The sequence below is a fragment of the Acinetobacter sp. SH20PTE14 genome, from assembly GCF_021391555.1.
Lineage (GTDB): Bacteria > Pseudomonadota > Gammaproteobacteria > Pseudomonadales > Moraxellaceae > Acinetobacter > Acinetobacter amyesii.
Genome location: NZ_CP090067.1, coordinates 2,938,164 through 2,961,501 on the forward strand (window position 1 = coordinate 2,938,164; position 23,338 = coordinate 2,961,501).

A 23,338-nucleotide genomic window follows, 5' to 3' on the forward strand; every position below is an offset into this window, starting at 1 on the left:
ATGAAGAATTCAGCCATTCAGATACGGCGTAAGCCGCGTCAATCACGTGCAAAGCTCACCCAAGAAGCCTTACAGGAAAGTTTTGTTCGGCTTTTGCATGAGCGCCCTGCCGACAAAATTACCATTCGTGAAATTACCGACCTTGCAGGCGTTGGCTTAGGGACATTTTATGAGTATTTTTCAAAAAAAGAAGATTTGATTGCGCTAACCATTCATTTGCATGTGAAACACAATGCCGAACAGATGAAAACTTATGCACAATCGCTGATGAAGTTATCCACAGATTTGGATTTTCAAGAGTATTTACAGCAAATCATCCACTTTCAAATTGAGCAAATTCAAGCGCAGCAGTTTTTATGGTCACAGGTGTTTTTATTGGAACGGCGGATTTCAGATATTGAAAGTTACCGTAAAAGTTATGTCATGATGGTGCAAATGTGGCAACACATGCTTAAGCCTTTTATAAATAACGAGGAAAAGCTCAAGCCAATGGCTTTAAATATACAAAGAGTGTGTTATGGCTTTGTGTCGCAAAGCTTGTTGATCGTACCCAACTTTACTGAATGGGATGAATTAAAGCGAGATATAATTCATATGTTGCGCGATTAGACTTCGCGGACAAGTCTAATGACGTTTCAAATGTATCAGTGAATAAAATAAAGTCATGTTATTTACAAAAAAACCGGCTCTTAAACCAGTTATTTTAGATATTTAGGAAATTCATTTTTCGGTAGAAGAAAATCATTCATCACTTGGTTCATCCTTCAATAAAAGTGCTTTAGAAGTTAAGCTTTTATTGCCAGCTTACTTATCTCATTTATACGCCTTTGCAATGCTGGCCAGTTGTAAGCTCTTTAAAAATTCAGCCGTATATTTTGGACTATGGCCTAATGCACCCCGAGGATAGCCATTTGGGATCGCCTGATAACTACTGGCAATTTTTTATTTGCACAATTTCTGGTAATAACTTTGAGTACCAAGGTGATCGAGTAAATGGTCTGCGGCGCCTTAAACAAACATCAGTGTTACGGTTAGGGTCTTATATTCAATCGACTGCCGTTTTAAATAGCTTAAGGATGGCCTTAAGTCTGAATTTTTTAAAAGATTGGCTGAGGTGCTTGTTTTAACTCAGTTTGTAGTTCTGACAAACAGCGTTTACGGGCCTGATTTAATAAAGACCGCATATCTGGACTAACCAGTTGATTTAAATTGATCGATGGATCTGCTGCGGCTGCTCCCAACAACACGATTGGGAAAAATGCCGCTACATTGGTATCTGGATTTGGATTGGTTTCTACGTATTCAGCAATACATTCATATTGATAACCACCCGGTGCCAAGGGTATTGCAGCTTTAAGATTCAATTCAAGCGCATCTTTTTGTCCCTGAGCTGCAACCGCAATCACAGCTGCACCACCTTGACTATGCCCCATCACCATCCAGTCTTTATTAAATTGCCACGGCTTCCAAGAATGCTATGCACGCACAGAATGCACCAAATTATAAACTTAACTGACTACATTCATATGAGGGTGCAGTTTTGACTTACCCAGTCTTTATAACCTGTTGCAACCACTACATAGCCATGCCTCAAACAACTGTCGATTGCACCATCTATGACTAGTTACAAACTATATACAGGCCTATTGTATAATCACTTGAAGGAGCACTTGTATCAGCCACACAGTCGTGCCATGTGCTCATGCCAATACGGTCCAGTCTTGTTTAAGTGCTTATTCTTTTGGGCGTAAAATATATCCCGAGATCAAAATGGGTTCGCCATTAACCCCCTCAACTACGATATGCGATCACGTAAGGTTCCCTAGTATGTTGATATGATGTAGGAATCGATTCAAGCTGGAGTGACAACAGCTGACCTGACAACAATAAAGATAGGTGTGCCAACTAGCATCACCCCATAAAAAATTTATTTACAATTTTCTAAAACAACTTAGACCACTTGCCAATATTTCTTCAGCTGTATTTTTAGCTTATTTTAAGTATTAAATAATGTTTTTAATGTTAAAAAAGCTCTCCAATATTAACAACATAAAAAAGTCTTTCATTAACTATAATCTGCCAAAAAAAATATCTGAAAACTAAAATCCATAATAAAATTATGGGTTTAAATATTTCGTCCTGTTCTACCTATCATAGCGATATATTTGAGTTTAATTCATCGATAAAATATTAAAACAAAATATATAAATAAATAATATAAATTCAATAACTTGATTCATCGAATTAACCATTTATTCAAAACTATTTTTCCATTTGTCAAAAGCCACAGAAAGCTTTAGAGTCAATAAGTATATAAAGATTTTTAAGCTTTTAACGGCTACAGTTTTATGACTTATCTTCGATTGATTGCTGCTTGAAAAATTTTAGAATGAGAGAAAAACTGTTGTCACATTGTCACTTTAAAATGAATTAACAAAACGGTTAATGTCATGTGCTGTTGAGCGTGTTATCAATTGAAAGGTTATAACTCCCAACTTTAATACATGATTATAATAATGGAGATACTCAATGAGCGACGACGTTAAAAAATGTCCTGTCACCCACCTAACAACTGATGCTGGTGCTCCTGTTGTAGATAATCAGAATAGTATGACGGCAGGTGCACGTGGTCCTTTGCTTGCCCAAGACCTATGGCTTAATGAAAAACTCGGTAATTTCGTTCGTGAAGTAATTCCAGAGCGTCGTATGCATGCCAAAGGTTCTGGTGCTTTCGGTACGTTTACCGTGACTAACGATATTACCCAATATACCCGCGCTAAAATTTTCTCAGAAGTTGGTAAAAAAACTGAACTTTTTGCTCGTTTCTCTACCGTAGCGGGTGAGCGTGGTGCTGCAGATGCAGAACGCGATATTCGTGGTTTTGCCCTTAAATTCTATACTGAAGAAGGTAACTGGGATTTAGTTGGTAATAACACCCCCGTCTTCTTCCTACGTGATGCTCGTAAATTCCCTGACTTAAACAAAGCAGTAAAACGCGATCCTAAAACCAATAAGCGTAGTGCAACTAATAACTGGGATTTTTGGACTTTACTACCTGAAGCTCTACACCAAGTTACGATTGTGATGTCTGACCGCGGTATTCCAGATGGTTACCGTCATATGCATGGTTTTGGCAGTCATACTTTCAGTTTTATTAATGCCAATAATGAACGCTTCTGGGTTAAATTCCACATGCGCACTCAACAAGGCATTAAAAACTTAACCGATGCTGAAGCTGAAGCGATTATTGCCAAAGACCGTGAAAGCTCACAAACCGATCTGTTCAATGCAATTGAACGCGGCGATTTTCCAAAATGGAAAATGTACGTTCAAATCATGCCTGAACTTGATGCAGAAAAAGTACCTTATCACCCATTTGATTTAACCAAAGTATGGCCTAAAGGCGACTATCCGTTGATTGAAGTGGGTGAATTCGAACTCAACCGTAATCCTGAAAACTATTTCCAAGATGTTGAACAAGCCGCTTTTGCACCAAGTAACTTGGTGCCGGGCATTAGCTTCTCACCTGACCGTATGCTGCAAGCGCGTTTATTCAACTATGCTGATGCTGCACGTTATCGCGTGGGTGTAAACCATTACCAAATTCCTGTAAATGCACCACGTTGCCCTGTTCATTCCAACCGTCGTGATGGTCAAGGCCGTATGGATGGTAATTATGGTGCAACACCGCATTATGAACCAAACAGCTTCAGCCAATGGCAAGAGCAACCACAATACAAAGAACCACCATTGAAAATTACTGGTGATGCTGACTTGTGGGATTACCGCGAAGATGACAGCGACTATTTCAGTCAACCACGTGCATTATTCAACTTAATGAATGATGAACAAAAACAAGCATTGTTTAATAACACTGCTGGCGCAATGGGCGATGCACTCGACTTCATCAAATATCGTCATATCCGTAACTGTTACGCATGTGATCCAGCTTATGGTGAAGGTGTTGCAAAAGCATTAGGCTTAACTGTAGCGGATGCGCAAGCTGCTCGTGCAACTGATCCAGCTCAAGGTAATCCAGGCTTGCTTTAAGTTTTATCTTTGAATAAAAAAACCACCTTTTAAGGTGGTTTTTTCTTGGCATTAAATATTCCAATTACCTTTTAATTAATCCTTAAACAATCAATTTTTTGCCTTCATGCATGGTTAAAAATGGATTCATTAACTTTGATGTTTTTCGCATTGCATGATGTAAGTCATGTTCAGGTTGGTCTCTAGCTTCATCAGTCAACTGAAAAGTCCGATAATGCATTGCCAATGAACATTTTGACTGTAAATCTTTATGAGCCTGAAAAGCTTCTTCGGGATTCATGTGCAAATATTTCATTAAACGACGTGGCTCATAAGCTCCAATCGGTAATAATGCTACTCGGGGTGCACCTAAGCGTGTATGGATTTGTTTGAAATGTGCAGCATAACCCGTATCTCCAGCAAAGAAGAAATGTCCTGTACTATGCACGATGGAAAAACCTCCCCATAAGGCATGATTTTGATCTCGCCAACCACGACCTGAACCATGCTGTGCAGGCGTATAAACGATGCGCAAATCTTCAAACATTTCCGATTGCCACCAATCAAGTTCAATGACATTGAAATGTGTGGGTAAATAATAAGCATTGCCTAAACCAGTATAAATCGGCATAGCGAATTGTTCATGTAACCAATTCAAGGTTGCTAAATCCATATGATCATAATGATTATGGCTCAGTAAAACCCCATGAATTGTAGGTAATTCTTCTAAGGCAATTCCTGCAGGACAAGCACGTCGTGGTCCAGTCCCTTGACGTGGGCCTGCATACTCCGCCCATACAGGATCGGTCAAAAAATTATATGGCCCAATTTGAATCAAAACCGTCGCATGTCCGACAAACCAAACCAACCAATCATCCATTTTAGCCAATGGCCGATTGTGCGGAATGCTACGCGAAGAAGCAAAAAACTGTTGGTATTCTTGCTCACGATCTACTTTCCATGTATCGCTTTTACGCGTCATGATCCATTTCAGCATATCTTTACGCGTAAACGCATCTGGATTTTGAAGGGTATTAAAGAATTTTTCCCCATTAAAATGGTCAGTTGCCAGATAATCAAATACAGGCTTCGTCCACGTATGTTTCATACAGCTTTTAGTACTGATTTGAAACTGTGCTGATTGAGTTTTTTGATTCATGTGTATTTAAAATTCATTCACTATGCTGACAAACCTTGCAAAGTATTTAACCTCGCAGACCTATTGATCAAGACGACCTTTCATGCGCTCAAGCCAAACCTTCCGAGATTGAGGCTTGACAAAGAGTGCCACAATTTCAGGATGAAGCTGTTTAATTTGTGCTTCAATTCTGTTGACACAAGCTTCTATATCATCTGACGTTAAATTATCTTTAAATTCAAGACTCAAAGATGCCAAAACTTGATGTGCACCCATCTGCTCTGTTAACACCCCATTGGCAGAATGCACTGCTGGATCTTGCTCTGCAACCATCAAGACATTATGCCTCAATTGTGGGTCAGCAGTTTCTCCCATGAGCAATCCTTTAGTCTCACGTGCAAGTAAAATTGCTGAAATAGCGAGTACAACCCCAATTAGAATTGATGCCAGACCATCAAGCATTGGCATATTCAGCGCGTGTGATAAATAGATACCGATCAGGGCAATAAACAGACCAATCAGCGCTGCTGAATCTTCAAATAACACGGTAAATGTCGTCGGATCTTTACTGCGTCGAAATGCTTCAAAATAGCCCTGTTTCCCTTTGATTTTACGAAATGCTTTCAATGCCACAAACCAAGAGGTCCCTTCACACAAAATCGCAATACCTAATACGATATAGTTAATCATCGGATTTTGCATTTCTTCGGGGTGATAAATATGACTAATCCCTTGATAAATCGACACGATCGCACCCAAAGCAAAGACCATCAACGCCACAATAAAAGCCCAAAAATACAGCTCTCGCCCATAGCCAAACGGATGGCGTGCATTTGCTGACTGCTGCGATTTTTTCATACCGTAGAGCAGTAAGATTTCATTTAAAGTATCAACCACAGAGTGAATAGCTTCACTCAACATGGCCGAACTATTCGTGATATAGGCAGCGACAAACTTCACCAGTGCAATCGCTAAATTGCCGAAGAGCGCTGCATATACCACGATTTTGTTAGATTCAGACATTTAAAATTGTCCTAAATTTATTTTTATCAAACAGATCTATTTGATTTTATAGCTCATTCCATAGTACTCAAACTGACTGTAGCTGTTGTTTGTTATTTTGTTGTTTTTACACCAACTGTCGATTGTTTCGACAATGCCATCATGTTCCATGTGAAACACGCTCTTTAGCGCAAAGGTATAGAAAAAAAAAGGAAGCCGCAGCTTCCTTATAATTCTGTAGATGTACACGGTTCAACGTACTTTATTAAAATATTGCTCGCGCCACTCTTTCCAAAAGTACATCACAATACCAAACATCACGACCACGATTCCAACAAAGGCATTGGAGCTAATATGTTCACTGTTCAACGTCGCTCCCAAAACCAATGCTATGACAGGTGTCATCACATTACTGAGTGACACCGTTGATGCCGCCAAACGTTTGATCAGCCAGAAGTAACACAGCATTGCCACAATAGATGACATGATCATGGTAAAGACAAAACCTATCATGGCACGGCCACTTGGCAATTCGGTTGGAAAATGCTGCCAAATAAATGGAATGATGAGTACCGAACCCAAGGCAGAAACAATCAGAGAACCTGTTGCCTGAGACATCGGTTTTAACGGTGCGTTAATCTGTTTCACCCAAAAAATCGAACTGATATATGACACCATACTGATTAGCATCAGTACAACGCCAATTGGATTGACTTTGCTATCAGCAGAATCTGCAAAGACAAAAGTTAGACCACCCACTGCAACCGCCATGCCCAACCACTGCAAAGCGACCAATTTATGTGTTTTTAAAATTACATGGCCAATCAAACCGGCAATTAAGGGTGAAAAACCAAAAATCAGTGCCATTAAACCAGAGGTGAGATAATTGGCTGCCAGATAAATAAATAACTGTGCGCCAATCAAATTCAAACTCCCTGCCACATAACTTTTTAATGAGGTTTCATCAAACGGCAAAGGATCACGCATCAATTTCAACAAAAACAGCGCAATAATAGATGCACCGAAGTAACGGATAATCAACACCCACATCGGATGTATTTCCTGTACACTCCACACAATCGCGAGCGGCGTCGTCGCCCAAATCAGTACCAAAAGAGCATATATACTTGCCGTCAGCGGCAGTGAAGATTTCATTTCATTCTCAAATTTGATTGTTCTAACGACTTAACCTGAAACCCACTATTCAGATCTGGAACTACTCGTAAGACCAGTAACTAATAAAGTTTAAGACCAATTATTGCTCTCCACTTTATCAACTAAATTGGAGGCGGTATGAATGCCACCGATCGTTTGGGGTATATGGACTTCTCCTCAAACGATCAATAATCTCCCCTAGCCCCTCTTTAAAAAAGAGGGGGAACCATCCAAAAGAAATCCATTCTTCACAAAGACTACTCCCTCCTTTGAAAAAGGAGGGCTGGGGAGGATTAAAGCCGTTGAATAGATCTACATAAGCTAAAACTATATACATGGACTACAAAATAGCTTTATAAGTGCGATGCTAAAACTAAAGACATAAAAAAACAGACCTACGTTACCGCAAGTCTGCTCATCTTAGACATTCAGCTTACTTTACAAGTTTACGTAAATCTTGGCTTAAATCTAAATATTTATCCGCTTCAAACGCTGCATTCTTGCTAATCAATTTTTTCAAATGACGCATCTCTTTCGCAGCATTCACAGTGATACCACCCACGATTACACCGTCAGTAACACCAAACAAAACAAATGATGATTCTGCAGCTAATTCAGGATTTACTTCGCCACGTGCAATCCATTCGCTTGCAGCCATATCACCTACAAATTGATAGTTGATATTCAATTGATCTGTCCAGAACCACGCTGGATTTGGGGTTGGATGTTCAACACCCATTACATGACGAGCAAAGATACCTGCTTGAAGATTGGCATTTTCCCAAGTTTCGACACGACGGTGGTTACCACAGTCACGAAGCTGAGTCGCAACATCACCCGCTGCATAAATATCTGGATGTGAAGTTTGGCAGTTATCATTCACTTTAATGGCAAAATCAACGTCTAAACCTGCTTCAACAGCAAGCTGTGCATTTGGCACAATGCCAATACCGTAAACTACAGCATCTGCACGAAGTTCTTCACCGCCTTCAAGCGTGATCACCACTTCTTCACCATCAAGCTTACAGTCAGCAATAGAAGTCGAAAGACGAACATCTACACCTGCAAGACGTTGTTGAGCCAATAAGAATTCGCTCAATACGCGTGGAGATGAACGCCCCATCACCATTGGACCCATTTCAATCACGGTCACGATACAGTCTTTAGAACGTGCTGAAGAAGCAAGCTCAAGACCAATCACACCACCGCCGATCAATACAATACGGCGACCCGCTTGTAATACAGGCACCAATGCTTGTGAATCTTCAAGGTTACGTAAGGTATAAACGTGTTTACCCAAAGCATCGAAATTCGGTAAACGGCGTGCTGCACCACCGGTTGCTAGAAGCAACTTGTCAAATGCAACAATTTCGCCATTTTTCAGTTCAACTGTTTTTGCATCGCTATGGATTTTCACAGCGCCATTGCCACGAATATGTTCAACACCGAGTTCTGCCAATTTTTCTTCTGACAGAATTTCGATTTTGGTCTCTTCAGGTTTTAGAATTACGTCTTTAGACAAAGGCGGACGTTCATAAGGAAGATGTGTTTCATCACCCACCAAAATGATTTTGCCTTCATACTTGTTCGCACGGAGTTCTAAAATGGCGCTAGCACCAGCTTGACCAGCTCCAACAATAACGATGGTTTCGATACCATTTTGGCTCATGGGTTTGTTCCTTATTTCAATTCTGCAGATACGATGCCGAAGCCCGCAATCCACTCACTAATATCTTCGTAGCAATGTGTTGTCATGTCGTATTCGCCCACTTCATGTAGTGCAGCAAAAGCAGCCATCCAAGAACGAACTTCTTGACCACCACGACCGCCTTCAACACGAATTTCAGCTTCAGTCATCGCTTCAATGGCAGCAAAGTCAGCTTTGGCGAAAGTATCAAGCAATGCACGATCCCATTCTGGGTTTAAAGGCACTGCGACAGAAGTATCACCCGCTGCGAGTTTTTGACCGACAGCAATGATTTTGCCTTGACGTGTATTACGTGCCTCTTCAGTTGGATTACGACCTGCAATCAGGAACTCTTCCACTTCTGGTGGAACTGAACCCATTTGCGGCGTTGGTGGATCATGAGACAAACCACCTGTACCCAAAACAAGTACACGTTCATTTTCTAAGTTCAATGATTTAATGAACTGACCGACTGCACGACCCAAAGCGACTGTACGCTTGGTTGTTGGCATCGGTGCAGCTGCACCATTGATAAAAATTGGAATCGTTGGATAACGATCGAGTTGACCACCACAAAGGAAATGTAATGGTTGAGTCACACCGTGGTCTGCTTGCATACGATAAGAGTATGCAACATCGACACCTTCATCCAATACGCGACGAACCAGACTGATTGCTGTTTCTTCAGGCACATTAATGTGGTCATTGTCTTTACCATAATCCCAATCACCTGCTGCTTTGGCACGAATACCGACGCAGAAAGATGGCATGAGGTCATAGAAGAAACCATTGAAATGGTCTGGACCAAAAGTAATGATCAATGTTGGATTATAGTCTTCAACTTCTTTAGCAAGTTTGGCAAAAGTTTCGCGAACTTTTTCCTCTTTGTATTTCTCTTGCGGAGAAGCGAATTCCATTAGGGGACTGTGCGATGCACAAATAAGTTTAACGGCCATGGGTGACTCCTAAACGGAAGGCAGCCAAGACGGCTGCCGAGTAAGTCCTTTACGTATTTGGCGAATTAAATCTCGTCAAAGAAGCCAGCACGTGGTTGACGTAAACCACGGATACCCAGACCACATTCAGCATTAATTAAAACACCAGTTAATGGGCGGTTGTTTTGACGAGAAGCCAATAACACGTATGAACCAGTCATATCTTCAGGTTCGGGTAAGAAATTGAGCGGCATGCCGCGTGCAATCTTCTCAGGATCACGTGCATCGAGTAGACCGAGGTTTTCTTGGCCTAAAGAAGCAGCACCTTTGATGTTTACATTCATACCCGACGGAGCAACAGCGTTCACTCGTACCTTAGGCGCAAGCTCGTAGGCTAATTCTTTCATAATCCCAACGCCAGCATGCTTAGACGCTGTATATACAGGGCCTCCGCCTGCCGAATACAGTGCTGAGTTAGACAAAGTAAATATGATAGAACCTTCCGAAGCTATCAATGCATCAAGTGCAGCTTTGGCACCTAAGATGAGAGATTTGGTGTTAATACCCATAATCTCATCAAAAGCTTTCTCCAGCTGTTCACCCGATGTATTGACGATATCTGCGTAATGATCCCAGATACCTGCGTTTCCGACGAAACAGTCAAGTTTGCCATAATGTTCTACAGTTGCTTGAACTGCACGAACATTATCCTCATAGCTGGCTACATCTCCTGCGATCGCAAGCACGCGGTCACCAAAATGTTCTTTCAATGCATCAACTTTCGATTGAGAACGTTGAAGAACAGCAACTTGTGCACCTTCTTCTAAGAAACGTTCAACCAATGCCCAGCCTAAGCCTGAACCACCACCGGTAATAAGTGCAACTTCGCCTTGTAGCCAACCCATGATTACTCTCCTGCCATCTCTACGTATAAAGCACCATCTTCAACAATCACAGGGAATGTCTTGATAGGATCTGTTGCTGGTAAGCATAATGCTTGACCAGTTTTCAAACAGAATCGAGCCGAATGAAGTGGACATTCAACAGTGCCATCATCTTCAAGGTAACCTTCAGACATTGAAGCATTACCATGTGAACAACGGTCGTTCATCGCGAAAAATTCGCCATTGTTGTTGAATACTGCAAGCGCATCGATACCGTTAACGCCGCAATCTACTTTCAATGCTTCGCCTTCGTCTAATTCGTCAACTTGGCAAACAAAAATCTTATTCATTAGAAGAACACGCTCAGGTTATGTGAGTTGTAAGTCACCTGATCAAGGGTAATCTTACGGTTGAAGATTTCGAAACCTTGCTCAGTGTCAACTTTGCGGATCTTGTCGTGACGCTTACCACAGTAGATTGTTACATCTTTCTCTTTCTGGGTGCGGTACAACAAGTACGTTACGTAAACGTCGTATTCGCCTTCAACTTCAGTCGCTTCAACAATCACATTTGAAACCATGTGTGTTGTACGTGAAGGAGGTTCTTCAGCCCAAGCCATACCTGTCTCTAAACGAGCTACACGGCGTTCCAACAAATCTTTAGTATCGTTAAATACCCAAGTTGTTGGCGGCTCAATCGAACGACGACGGTCACGTGTTTGCGCGTTTGGTGTTGTGCGTAACGTATAAGAAATATCTTCAGCTAATACAGCTAACCAATCGCGGAACTTCCAATCGTCAAGCAATTTTGCTTCACGATAAAGAAACTGACTAATTTGGTGATGGAGTTCTAAACTAATTTGACTCATTTCATAAGCTCCTTCTCATATTCGTCAGCCGCAGCTTCAACGTCTTCCCATTTTTCATGAATCAATAAATCTGCCCAACGGCGGTACATACCACGTGCTGCAGTCTCAGAGAAAATATAGTTAGTGATACCCGGGATACCATCTTCACGTACTTTCTCGTTGCCTTTACCCATTTCCATAATGAGTTTGTTTTGACGTGCTTTATAACCACGTAATACTTTTTGGATTTCGATCCAGTTTTCAGAGTCATCTTGCTCTAGGAAACCAGCAGGACCGAAGGCACGTGTTGCAGAACGTTCAAATGCTGCTTGTACATCTTCTGGCGCGTCCGCATCACAGATACAGAATGCCCATACTTCAGTCTTGTTTGGACCACGTGGGTGCCATACACGAAGCGTTGCAGTACCGTTCAACCAAGATAGTGTTGGGAACATGGTGTTGTGACCAGCAAGACGCAGTGCACGAGTTTCACCTAGGCGTTCTTTCACTTCTTCATACGTTTCACGGAAGTAGTTTGCTACTTCACCATCCACCCATACGTTTGCGTCTGGTTTCTCAGTGAAGAAGAAGCCTGAACCGTGACCACGTGAACCGTATTGGATCGCGTCTTTGGCAGTTTCCCAAACTGGACGGGCAGTTTGTGCAGCACCTAATTTCTTAGAAGATTCATCATCTGGTTTAGCACCAAGCACCTGAATCGCAGATGCATGAGAGAACAACGCGTGGTATTGGTCAGAAGCGAACTGTTCAGCTGCAAATTTCCAGTTACAGTCGATTTCCCATTTGTGTACACCACCAACGATCACAGTACCACCTTCACGACGGTCTACAACGCCGTCCAGGTACCAAGCGATATCGCCCATGTATTCTTCTAGATCTGGAGTTGTTTCATCCCAGCAGCCGAATACTAAGCCTTTGTATGATTTAACGCGGTTAACTTCTACCAGACCCCATTGCTCTTTACATGCACCATGTGGGTAAGCACGATCTTCAAGCGGGATATCTTTTAGAGAACCGTCAATACCGTATGACCAGCCGTGGTATGGGCAAGTGAACGCACGTGTATTACCACAGTCCGCGAAGCTCACACGCATAGAGCGATGACGACATTGGTTTAAGAATGCTTTGATTGAGCCATCTTTTTGACGTGCCACGATGATTGGATCTTCACCCATATAGGTATTGAAGAAATCGCCGGCTTTAGGAATTTGGCTCTCATGGCATAGGAATAACCATGTACGACCGAACACACGTTCTAATTCAAGTTCGTAAATGTCTGGATCGGTATAGATAGATGGCGTGATACGTCCATTTTGTGCATCGACTAAAGCATCGATTTCGCGCACATCAATTTTTCCACTCATGAAAAGCTCTCCTGTGACCATAAGGCACAAAGTAATAGACTCAACTTTTCAACGATGATGGATTTTAGAGCGATATTCGGGAAATATTTATTTTGTTTTAATTAAGAGATTTTATGGATTATTACGGTAGATTTTTTTTATAGTATTTTTTTTAAATTACCGAGAACACCATTTATTTCGTGAATGGCAAAATAATCCTCACGCAATAGTTGTTTATAGATTATACTGAACGAACTTCTAAGTAAGACATTTTTTGGATTACTCCACGGGTTGATTATATGGAATTACGACACTTACGCTACTTCATTACTGTCGCTGAAGAACTCAATTTCAGTAAAGCTGCGTTAAAACTTTATACTGCTCAACCTTCTTTAAGCCAACAAATTAAAGATCTTGAAGAAGATGTCGGCGTAAAATTGTTGCACCGGACTAAACGCAAAGTTGAGCTCACAGAAGAAGGTGCCGTATTTCTAGAACAAGCACGTTTGACACTAGCTCAAGCAGACAAGGCCGTAGCGATGGCACGTCAGGTTTCACAAGCCAAACAACAGATGCTACGGATTGGTTTTGTGCCTGTCGCAGAGATGAAAATCTTCCCTTATGTACTGCCTAATCTACGTGTTCAAAACCCAGAACTCAAAATTGAATTACTTAGTTTAAATAATCGCGATCAGATGAAATTGCTACAAAAAGGTGAACTAGATATCACTTTTACTCGCAATAACTTTCATAGCGACGAAATAGAAAGTCAGTTTGTACTACGTGAACCATTGATCTTTATTTTACCCAAAGATCACCCTTTAGCGAAGTACGAACGTATTCCAGTTAAAGCATTGAATGGTATTGATTTTATCATTCCTGCACGCGAACAATCAGGCACATTGCATGAAGCCATTTTAGACTTTGCTTCTAACCATGGCGTTCAATTTAATATTGTGCAAAAAGCCGACAATATCCTGTTTAACATTAACTCCATCGGCATGGGCTTAGGCTGCACGATCCTACCGGGATACATCGCGCCATTAACCATGAACAATACTGTGATTCGTCCTTTAGATGTCGAATTACCGTATCTAGACCTGTACGTAAGTTACCGAAAAACGGCGAGTTCTGTGGCTGTAGATAAATTCCTTGAACTGCTAACCAAAGTTTTTTATCTCGATATCAATCGCGAACAGCGTTAATTTTCGCCAAGTCATAATTTATAGATATAGCACCATTATTTTTAAAATGAATAATGGTGCTTTTTTTATGGCTAAAAAGTCGCTTTTTTAATCGTTTAAATGTTTTAATCGACGCATTTTATCTATCATACATATCGACTTGATGGAAAATAACTTATAAATTTTAGTTTAGACATTGATAAAAATTGCTAAAAATAGCCGATTTACAACTTAAGTCTAATAAATAATTCCCCTTCCCCAACCATTTAGATGAGCTTATTTTATGCCTTTTTACTGATTTAGACCGTACACTGTCGACCTTTTAATGAGAATAATACTCATTTAAATTATTTCTTTCAAAAGATTTATATAAAAAAAAGGATGGCAAAACCATCCTTTTTTTGAATTTCATGTCAGTGACAAGAAATTACACACCACGCGCTTTTAAATAATCTTTAATCACGGTGTTGAATTCTTCTGCTTTTTCAACTTGAGACCAGTGGCCACATTGGCTGAAAATATGCGCATCAGCATGAGGAACGGTATTCAAAATATCCCACGTACGAGATACAGGAATCACCACGTCTTGTACACCATGAATAAGCAATACTGGCACAGTAATGTCTTTCATTTTTTCAAAGTCGAGTGGGAATTCGAAACGGTCACGGTCGCGTGCGCCAACAACATCCATCAAACGATTTGATGCATAGTCATTTGCAGCAGATGCAAAACGTACTTTTACCAATTCGTCTGTGATCAAGTCTTTGTTTACAACAAACATAGACAAGGTTTTCTTGATGCCTTCTTCGGTTAATACAGGGTTTGCATGTGCTTTAAGTGCTGCAGTTTGTTTAGCACCGCCTGTACCCATAGAAACGATACCCAATACACGTTCTGGATAGTCCAAAGCCATTTGGAATGCTAACCAGCCACCGAGTGAGTTACCCACTAACCAAGTTTTTTCAATACCTAGGGCATCTAACGTACGTACAGCGTGATCAACCCAAGCACGGATACCATAAGCAGTATTCGGTGCAACAACAGTTTGACCATAACCAATAGTATCGATAGCGATACAACGTGCTTGTTCACCAATTTGTGGAAGGTTTAACCACCAGTTTGCAGCAGCAGATACACCTGTACCTGAACCGTGTAAAAATAGAATTGGTGTGCCTTCACCCACTTCGTGGTAATGCGTTAATTCGCCTTCAGCAGTTTCAATCCATTTATCTTCTAAACCAAAGAATGAATCAGTTGTATAGTCAGGAATCTGAACAGTGCTCATACATGCTCCTCGTATTGCGTAGAGCTTATGTTTCAATCCATAACGGATTTAAACACAAGGGGGACTCTTTTGGATTTTGTGGTTTTTACAGTCTCATATTACCTGTTCAGCCACTGCTAACTGATACATATTTACGATCATAAACAATAAATAGACTATAATTTAAGTTATTGTTTTTAAATACATAACTCAAAAATATATCCATAAAATCTTTGAGGTATTTCTTTTTTGAATAACCCAGCGAATAAAAAGGGAAGCGATGAATCGACTTCCCTCTTTTTTATCCTGAGAAATTAGAACTTATAGGTATAAGTTGTCGCGACACGGTACTCTTGCAAGTCAGATTTGTAATCGAAATCGGCATCGATATACATTGCCTGGAAGCCTAAGCCCTTCAACTTACCTTCAGGCACGGTGTAGTTCACAATTAAGTTCAATTCATCTGACTTCTGATCTTTAAGACCAGCAATTTCTGCATCTGAACCTGTGAAATACACAGCAGTTGTATTTAAGCCTTTCACACCCATTTCTGAGAAATCATAGCCATAAGTAAAGCCCCATGATTTTTCATTTTTTGCAGTAAATGTTGCTATACCCCAGTTGACTAAGTACGGCTGCGGCACCCATCCACCCAGTGTTGGGAATGCATTATCACCAAACATTTGTTGATAACCCAAACCAAAGGTATGCGAACCGTAATTCACTTTCGCACCAACCGATAACGCTTGGTTATCAATTTCGCCATACAGTTTGTCACCCGAATCTGAGTTGTCAAAATAACGGATATGGCTATCCAGTTTGGCTTTGTCACCTAACTTAGTTTTATAGTTCGCGCCGACATATTGCTGTGTGTAAATGTCTTGAACATCGGCATACCAATAGCTACCACCAATTTCAGGTGTAAATTGATGGTCAATACCCGCAATATACATACCATCAGAAGTTGGCCCAAGATCATAATGGCCCACGCTGCCATCTGGTAATCTTTTACCTGGAGCGAACATTGATAAATCACGGAATTGATTGTCATAACGGTTATTAATCCCGTCAATGTAAGCCAAAGTTAACTTGGTATCTTTAATCTCTTTCGATTCTAACCATGCACCGCTATAAGTCGTCATTAACTGACGTGATGGATCGAAAACCAACACTGGAGAAACCGGTAATAACTCACCGACTTTCAACTCAGTTTCAGATACTTTGGCTTTAAGGGTCACGCCCACTTTACCAAAGTTATCTTTTGATTCTTTACCATCGTGCGGCAAGATCCAATCTGGGTTTTTATCACGTGCATTAAGTTTAAATGCATGTTGAACCAAAAGGTCAGCACCCACTTGAATACCTGCACCAATATCTTGATACCCTGACTTGGCATCCAAAGTCACACCCTGTGACCATGAACCCCAATTACCCGCCGGATTTTCTTTAATTTGACGGTCTAAGTAGAAGTTTTTAAATTTCAATTGTACTTGGCTGTCGTCAACAAAGTCCGCATAAGTTGCAGATGTTCCTAATGTTGCTGTCGCAGCAAGAATTGCTATCCATAAATTTTGACGACGCATGGCTTATTTCCCAGTAATCAAATTAAGCTATGGCACCATCATGCTCAACAATACCTTGGAAAAAAATCCGACTACAGTATTAAGGTTTATCAGGCTTTTGTACAACTTGAACTTTGGAAGCTATTTCTGCTTATTTTCCTTAGAGATTAAAACAATAACTCTTTTTTATCATTTAGAACAACTGATTAAATTAACCCCATGTTTTATTAACGTAAAATTTAAAGTTTTTTATTTTTCGCAATTACATACGCTGTATTAATTGCTTTTAAGTTTAATCAAAGTTTTCTACTGAGATTTATCCTTATTTAAGTTATAAAATTTAGCTATCACATAATATTTAATTTATATAATCATCAACAGCTTAAAGTTAAATTTTACTACTATGGCTGCTCGAAATCAGCCATTGGTTCGCAGAACTTTTCTTATTTCAATCCGCTTTCTATGCATCAATTCAATCTCAACTAAAAACCAAGCCCATATAGTCAGTTGAGACATAAAAAAAGCGCCCATTTCGGGCGCTTTTTGATTTAAAGCAAATTAAGCATTGGCTTCTTTTGCTTTAGACATGGTCAATGCCAAATCTTCGATCATATCTTCTTGACCACCAACAGTACCACGACGACCAAGCTCAAGAAGAATTTCACGCGCAGAAACGCCATATTTCGCTTCAGCCCGTTTCGCGAATAACAAGAATGATGAGTAAACACCGGCATAACCTAAAGTTGCTGCATCACGGTCAGCACGGATCTGATGTGTCATCATTGGAATGATTAAATCTTCCGCAACATCTTGAACTTTAAACAAGTCCACACCTGTCTCCATTTGCATACGGTTGGCAACCGCAACAAACAATTCAAGTGGAGTATTACCTGCACCTGCACCTAAACCTGCAGAAGCTAAATCGACACGCGTTGCACCAGCTTGAACCGCTGAAACAGAGTTCGCAACACCCATACCTAAGTTATGGTGACCGTGGAAACCGATTTCGATCTCTGAAGCCAGGTTGGCACGTAAAATACCCACGCGGTCAGTCACGTCTTGAGGCAACATATAACCAGCAGAGTCAGTCACATAAATACAGTTTGCACCGTATGACACCATTTTGCTGGCTTCTTCCAAAAGTTTTTCAGGAGTTGCCATGTGCGCCATCATCAAGAAGCCCACAGTGTCCATGCCAAGTTTACGTGCAGCAGTAATGTGCTGTTCAGAAACGTCAGCTTCAGTTGAGTGCGTTGCAACACGAATGGTTGCTACACCAACATCATGTGCCATTTTCAAATGGTCAACCGTACCAATACCAGGAAGTAAAAGTGCAGATACTTTCGCCTGTTTCAGGTTTGGAATCACCGCTTTTAGGTATTCTTCATCGGTTGCTGCTGCAAAACCATAGTTCACAGAGTTACCGCCTAAGCCGTCACCATGCGTAACTTCGATTAAAGGTACACCTGCATCATCCAAAGCAGTTGCAATGGCAACCATTTGTTCAGGTGTAGTTTGATGGCGCATAGGATGCATACCATCACGTAAAGTCATATCATTAATAATAATCTTAGACATTTTGGTATTCCTTAAGCTTCAGCAGTGTTTAATACGCGTTCTGCAAACATTTCTGCAGTACGTGCAGCTGCCGCAGTCATAATGTCGAGGTTACCTGCATATTTAGGAAGATAATCACCTAAACCTTCAACTTCTAAGAAGATTGAAACACGGTTACCGTCAAATACAGGACCATTTACAAGTTTGTAACCTGGTACATATTTTTGAACTTCAAGAATCATCGCATGTACAGATTCAGTGATTGCTGCTTGATCTGGTTCACCTTCAACCAGACAGTGCACAGTATCACGCATCATCAGTGGTGGCTCAGCAGGGTTAATGATGATGATCGCTTTACCTTGTTTCGCACCGCCCACTTTTTCAATAGCGCCAGCAGTCGTACGAGTAAATTCATCAATGTTTTTACGTGTACCTGGACCCACAGATTTTGTTGAAACTGTTGCAATGATTTCGCCGTATTCAACAGGCTGAACTCGTGAAATCGCAGCAACCATAGGAATCGTTGCCTGACCACCACATGTCACCATGTTGACGTTCGGAACTTCACCGGCATCCAATAACGCTTCTAAGTTTACTGGTGGTACGCAGAATGGACCGATTGCAGCAGGTGTTAAGTCAATCATTAACACGCCAAGTTCATTCAATTTACGGCTGTTTTCAGCATGAACATAAGCAGAAGTTGCATCAAATGCGATTTTAATGTCGTCTTCAATTACGTGTGGAAGTAAACCGTCTACGCCTTCGGCAGTGGTTTTCAAACCCATTTTAGCAGCGCGAGCCAAACCTTCAGACGTCGGGTCAATACCAACCATCCATACTGGTTCTAAAAATTCGCTGCGTTGAAGTTTGTAAAGCAAGTCAGTACCAATGTTCCCTGGACCGATCAATGCACATTTAATCTTTTTCATGAATGTGTACTCTTAAAAATTCCGTAAAACCCAAGCTTATTTCGCTGCAAATGCTGCAGTCACAGAACCAAAGCCTTCAATTTCAACTTTGAATTCATCACCAGGATTTGCCACAACCATTGGGCCTAAGGCACCGGTCAATACGATGTCACCTGCAAGCAATGGACGACCACGACGAACCATTTCGTCAGCCAACCACACTGCTGCATTTAATGGGTTAGAAAGACACGCTTTACCCACACCTTGTGAAACCACTTCTTCACCACGCGTCATGACCATTTTGCAATTTACAAGGTCAAGATCTGCAAGTTTTACAGGCTTAGAACCCAGTACAAAACCTGCTGAAGATGCGTTATCTGCCACAGTATCAATCAACGAGATTTTCCAGTTTTCAATACGGCTATCGACCACTTCAATTGCAGGCAGTGCATATTCTGTTGCACTAATAATGTCTGCATAGGTGTGTTTTTCTTTGGTCAAATCTTGGTTAATCACCAAAGCAATTTCTGCTTCAACTTTTGGCTGAATCAATAAACCAGCAGGGATTTCTTCACCATCGCCATACGCCATGTCAGCAAACAACATACCGAAGTCAGGTTGATCAACGCCTAACTGCGCTTGTACAACTTTTGAAGTTAAGCCAATTTTACGACCTACAAGGCGACGACCTTCTGCCACCGCACGTTTGGTATTCACTTCTTGAACGGCATAAGCAATATCTACATCAGCACTTTCACCACCAAGTTGTGGACGGATCGGTGCAATCGCAGCCTGATTTACTTCCGCATCGCGTAATGCTTGCGCAACTGATTCAACAACAGCAGAATTCGACATCAATGTTTCCTTAAACTGCAAAAATTGGATGCACAACGTGTTTCATCCCGATCACCATCAAAATCAAAGTGATGAAAGTCATGTCAGGATTCGCCTAAAGCATTTCACTTGACATACTACACGTTATGTTTAGATGCATTTAGCATCGAGATTTTAGAAAGTGAATACCAATACTTATTTTATTTATGACTATAGCTATTAGCTATAAATTAATCATTATTTATTATTAATATTCAAAAACTTAATTCAAAATAATTAAATAAAATTCACTATTTTTTCGCCCTTAAATCTGAATCTCTACTAAAAAACTTGGCTTATACGACTAAAAGATAAGATTAAAAGATTATTTTAGCGTCAAGCCAGCTTTTACACATAGGTGTTCAATTTCATCTGATTTAGTTTAATAAATTGAAAATTTAAAAATAAATCAATAAACAACAATAAGATAAAACCAAAAATTCAAACAAAAAATCTATTCCAGCTTGTGGTAAAAGGCCAAATAGTTGCGCTCAACTTTTTAAGGTAAATTTGCTAGAAGACTGCTTGTTATTGTAGAAAAATCTAGTGTTATTACTTTTTTTAAATAATTGAATTTACTGATTTCAACAAGTAGAGCTTGAATTACTATTCATTTGGTAACAAAAAAGGTGAAAACAAATTTCACCCTTTTTACTCATTTGTATCTAAAACTATACAGCTAGACGTAATTTCACGTGTTCTAGTAGAAATTCAGTCAAATCACCTACGCTATGTGCAATATGTAAGGGTTGAAAATACTGGAGTGTTTCTACAGTATGCACTCCATAGCTCACGCCTACACGTGGCATCTGAATATTGAGGGCCATTTCTAAATCATAAGATGTGTCACCGACCATAATAGCTTGATCAGGACGCAGCCCTGTTTCCGCCAAAATTTCTGCCAACATTAATGGATCTGGCTTAGATTTGGTTTCACTGGCTGCTCGGGTCGCACGAAACAACTCATGACTTTGCGTTTGAGCCAAAACACGGTCTAGACCTTTACGGCTTTTCCCCGTTGCAACAGCCAATTGTAGACCGGCATCACGTAATTCCTGCAACATATCAGCCACACCTTCAAACCATATATCACCTTTGGAATGGGCCACATAGTGATCGGCATAACTTTGCAAAATGTCGCTGTGCAATTCAGGAACCGTCGGAAATAACCGCTGTGCGACTTCCGGCAGACCTAAACCAATAATACTTTTCGCATCAGCATCGGTCAGCGGCTGTGAATATTGATCTGCTGCAAATTTTAAACTCGTTACAATTTGACCCACAGAATCAAATAAAGTGCCATCCCAATCGAAAATGACTAGTTTTACAGCTGAGTTCATACGTTTTCCTAGATTTGATTCAGTGTTTGGTAATTCAGATTCTGGAGTGCATCAATTTATTTACCTCACCCCGGCCCTCTCCTTAAAGGAGAGGGAGAAAGAAAACTTACGAAGCAGTCCTGCTCAGGGAGAGAAGTCTCGTATTTAAAACTTACTCGTCATCTTCTGAAGACTTCACCACTTTGTCGGCTTTTTGCGCGCGTAGCTGCGCCACAAGGCTTTGCATATCTTCTGGCAATGGCGCTTCAATGGTTTGGTAACCCGGAATTTCTAAACGCATAGCATGCAGACATAAACGACGTGGCTTTGGACCACGGTATTCAGTTTCATGACCGTATTTTTCATCGCCCACCAATGGATGACCAATACTTAAACCATGTACACGGATCTGATGGGTACGGCCCGAAAGTGGAGACGCATACACCAAGGTGGCATGCATAAAACGTTCTTTCACGTTCCACAGCGTCTTCGACTCTTTACCTTCTTTAGGTGATACACGAACACGACGCTCGCCATTTGCCAGTTCGTAACGATGCAAAGGCTGATCAATGAGCTGCTTATCCAAACTAACCACGCCTTTCACCACAGCAGCATAAGTTTTTTGGATTTTGTGCTCACGTAACATGTCTTGCAGACTTTTTAACACACTACGTTTTTTCGAAATCATCACCAACCCAGAAGTGTCGCGGTCAATTCGGTGAATCAGCTCAAGGTATTTCTTCCCTGTTGCGGCACGTAAGCCTTCGATCAAGCCATACGCCACACCACTACCGCCGTGAACAGCAATACCAGAAGGTTTGTTTACCACCATTAAGCCTTCATCTTCGTACACCACACGGCTCAGTAAACTTTGTGCCACTTTGTCCGATACGGGAACCGCAGACTCATCTTTTTGCTCATAACGAATTGGAGCAACTCGAACTTGGTCACCAATATTGAGTTTGGTTTCCGCTTTGACGCGTTTTTTATTGACGCGGACTTGGCTTTCACGAATCAGACGATAAATGCGACTTTTAGGCACACCTTTCAGACGACTAAACAGGAAATTATCAATACGTTGACCCGCCTGATGCTCGTCCACTTCAAACCAGGTGACGCTTTGCCATTCTTGCGTAGAATTCATACAGTTACTGTGACCTAAAAAAATACTAAAATTGATTAAAAATTGATCATTTAAGCTATACTTTTCGCAAGAAACATAAGCTTAGCCCATAGGCAGATGATGCAAGGTTTGATATAGTCAGCGCACGGAAACCACCGTAACTGAGTAAAAGTTGATTCATTTCAGTATTTACTGTCATTGAACTTTCAAGCAATTACTCATTTAGCTCGGAAAGGTCCCAAAAGAATTATGCCGACGCCGAAGGCTTATTATATCGGCAAAACTGCAAACTGTTGCGTTTAATTGTGCCGTAGGTACATAAAACAGTTTGCCCCAAAAAAATATGTGCCAACCAAGGTTGGTTTTTAAACGTAAACTGATACACATCAGACCAGTCGCTCCCTGGAAATCGTGTTCAGGCCACAACGTTTGATGCATTGGATCTGCACAGTTTGTAAAGGTACGATGATAATTCCGTATCAAGACGCTCTATCAGATATGAATGGA

20 protein-coding genes and 1 pseudogene are annotated in these 23,338 nt (G+C 40.9%); 3 read left to right on the forward strand and 18 right to left on the reverse strand.

The genetic code is table 11. From position 1 onward, the window contains the following. Positions 1-609 (forward strand): TetR/AcrR family transcriptional regulator, encoded by a 609-nt coding sequence (locus LXF01_RS14350; RefSeq protein ID WP_111884098.1) that lies wholly within the window; start codon positions 1-3, stop codon positions 607-609. A 488-nt stretch (positions 610-1,097) separates the two neighbouring features. Here LXF01_RS14350 and LXF01_RS14355 read toward each other — a convergent pair whose 3' ends face one another. Beyond that, entirely contained in the window at positions 1,098-1,433 is a 336-nt protein-coding gene (locus LXF01_RS14355; protein WP_180101448.1) for a hypothetical protein, read from the reverse strand. Positions 1,434-2,529: 1,096 nt separating this feature from the next. On the opposite strand from LXF01_RS14355, the gene LXF01_RS14360 reads away from it, so the two are divergent. Then, a complete protein-coding gene (locus LXF01_RS14360; protein ID WP_111884100.1) occupies positions 2,530-4,050 on the forward strand; it encodes a catalase in 1,521 nt (506 codons plus the stop codon). 82 nt (positions 4,051-4,132) lie between these two features. On the opposite strand, the gene LXF01_RS14365 is transcribed toward LXF01_RS14360, so the two are convergent. The 9 genes from LXF01_RS14365 to hcaE form a co-directional block, all read right to left on the reverse strand. Continuing rightward, positions 4,133-5,188 carry an MBL fold metallo-hydrolase gene (locus LXF01_RS14365; RefSeq protein WP_180024485.1) on the reverse strand — a complete coding sequence of 352 codons (1,056 nt, stop codon included), beginning with the start codon at positions 5,186-5,188 and terminating at the stop codon, positions 4,133-4,135. A gap of 60 nt (positions 5,189-5,248) precedes the next feature. After that, positions 5,249-6,190 (reverse strand): cation diffusion facilitator family transporter, encoded by a 942-nt coding sequence (locus tag LXF01_RS14370; RefSeq protein WP_233944608.1) that lies wholly within the window; start codon positions 6,188-6,190, stop codon positions 5,249-5,251. A gap of 231 nt (positions 6,191-6,421) precedes the next feature. Beyond that, on the reverse strand, positions 6,422-7,324 hold the full coding sequence (locus LXF01_RS14375) for a DMT family transporter (RefSeq protein ID WP_180021141.1): 903 nt from the start codon (positions 7,322-7,324) through the stop codon (positions 6,422-6,424). A gap of 433 nt (positions 7,325-7,757) precedes the next feature. Next, on the reverse strand, positions 7,758-8,993 hold the full coding sequence (hcaD, locus tag LXF01_RS14380; protein ID WP_180131457.1) for a 3-phenylpropionate/cinnamic acid dioxygenase ferredoxin--NAD(+) reductase subunit: 1,236 nt from the start codon (positions 8,991-8,993) through the stop codon (positions 7,758-7,760). Between the two features lie 11 nt (positions 8,994-9,004). Next, the gene (locus tag LXF01_RS14385; protein ID WP_233944609.1) at positions 9,005-9,967 is read right to left on the reverse strand and encodes a 3-carboxyethylcatechol 2,3-dioxygenase; all 963 of its coding nucleotides are present in this window, start codon (positions 9,965-9,967) and stop codon (positions 9,005-9,007) included. A 65-nt stretch (positions 9,968-10,032) separates the two neighbouring features. Further along, positions 10,033-10,851: a 3-phenylpropionate-dihydrodiol/cinnamic acid-dihydrodiol dehydrogenase gene (hcaB, locus tag LXF01_RS14390; RefSeq protein ID WP_078192772.1), complete on the reverse strand. Its 819-nt coding sequence runs from the start codon at positions 10,849-10,851 to the stop codon at positions 10,033-10,035. A gap of 2 nt (positions 10,852-10,853) precedes the next feature. Next, on the reverse strand, positions 10,854-11,180 hold the full coding sequence (hcaC, locus tag LXF01_RS14395; protein WP_067763933.1) for a 3-phenylpropionate/cinnamic acid dioxygenase ferredoxin subunit: 327 nt from the start codon (positions 11,178-11,180) through the stop codon (positions 10,854-10,856). Then, on the reverse strand, positions 11,180-11,698 hold the full coding sequence (hcaF, locus tag LXF01_RS14400; RefSeq protein ID WP_067763936.1) for a 3-phenylpropionate/cinnamic acid dioxygenase subunit beta: 519 nt from the start codon (positions 11,696-11,698) through the stop codon (positions 11,180-11,182). The genes hcaC and hcaF overlap by 1 nt, the downstream gene beginning before the upstream one ends. Then, positions 11,695-13,062 (reverse strand): 3-phenylpropionate/cinnamic acid dioxygenase subunit alpha, encoded by a 1,368-nt coding sequence (hcaE, locus tag LXF01_RS14405; protein ID WP_078192774.1) that lies wholly within the window; start codon positions 13,060-13,062, stop codon positions 11,695-11,697. The genes hcaF and hcaE overlap by 4 nt, the downstream gene beginning before the upstream one ends. 278 nt (positions 13,063-13,340) lie before the next feature. Between hcaE and hcaR the strand changes: the two genes are divergently transcribed. Next, positions 13,341-14,246 carry a DNA-binding transcriptional regulator HcaR gene (gene hcaR, locus LXF01_RS14410; RefSeq protein ID WP_078192775.1) on the forward strand — a complete coding sequence of 302 codons (906 nt, stop codon included), beginning with the start codon at positions 13,341-13,343 and terminating at the stop codon, positions 14,244-14,246. A gap of 406 nt (positions 14,247-14,652) precedes the next feature. Here hcaR and LXF01_RS14415 read toward each other — a convergent pair whose 3' ends face one another. The 8 genes and pseudogenes from LXF01_RS14415 to LXF01_RS17620 form a co-directional block, all read right to left on the reverse strand. Further along, complete coding sequence (locus tag LXF01_RS14415) at positions 14,653-15,510, reverse strand: alpha/beta fold hydrolase (protein WP_078192776.1); 858 nt, start codon at positions 15,508-15,510, stop codon at positions 14,653-14,655. A gap of 293 nt (positions 15,511-15,803) precedes the next feature. Then, entirely contained in the window at positions 15,804-17,072 is a 1,269-nt protein-coding gene (locus tag LXF01_RS14420; protein WP_233944610.1) for an OprD family outer membrane porin, read from the reverse strand. A 537-nt stretch (positions 17,073-17,609) separates the two neighbouring features. Beyond that, positions 17,610-18,629, reverse strand: a complete 1,020-nt coding sequence (gene dmpG / locus LXF01_RS14425) for a 4-hydroxy-2-oxovalerate aldolase (protein ID WP_111884105.1) — start codon at positions 18,627-18,629, stop codon at positions 17,610-17,612. Between the two features lie 11 nt (positions 18,630-18,640). Next, the gene (locus LXF01_RS14430; RefSeq protein WP_180024489.1) at positions 18,641-19,537 is read right to left on the reverse strand and encodes an acetaldehyde dehydrogenase (acetylating); all 897 of its coding nucleotides are present in this window, start codon (positions 19,535-19,537) and stop codon (positions 18,641-18,643) included. A 36-nt stretch (positions 19,538-19,573) separates the two neighbouring features. Further along, on the reverse strand, positions 19,574-20,371 hold the full coding sequence (gene mhpD / locus LXF01_RS14435) for a 2-keto-4-pentenoate hydratase (protein WP_078189749.1): 798 nt from the start codon (positions 20,369-20,371) through the stop codon (positions 19,574-19,576). 689 nt (positions 20,372-21,060) lie between these two features. Further along, positions 21,061-21,729, reverse strand: coding sequence for an HAD-IA family hydrolase (locus LXF01_RS14440; protein ID WP_233944611.1), 669 nt, complete (start codon positions 21,727-21,729; stop codon positions 21,061-21,063). A 151-nt stretch (positions 21,730-21,880) separates the two neighbouring features. Further along, positions 21,881-22,852: an RluA family pseudouridine synthase gene (locus LXF01_RS14445; RefSeq protein WP_078189751.1), complete on the reverse strand. Its 972-nt coding sequence runs from the start codon at positions 22,850-22,852 to the stop codon at positions 21,881-21,883. A gap of 55 nt (positions 22,853-22,907) precedes the next feature. Then, positions 22,908-23,216, reverse strand: a pseudogene (locus LXF01_RS17620) (hypothetical protein). Between the last annotated feature and the right edge of the window lie 122 nt (positions 23,217-23,338).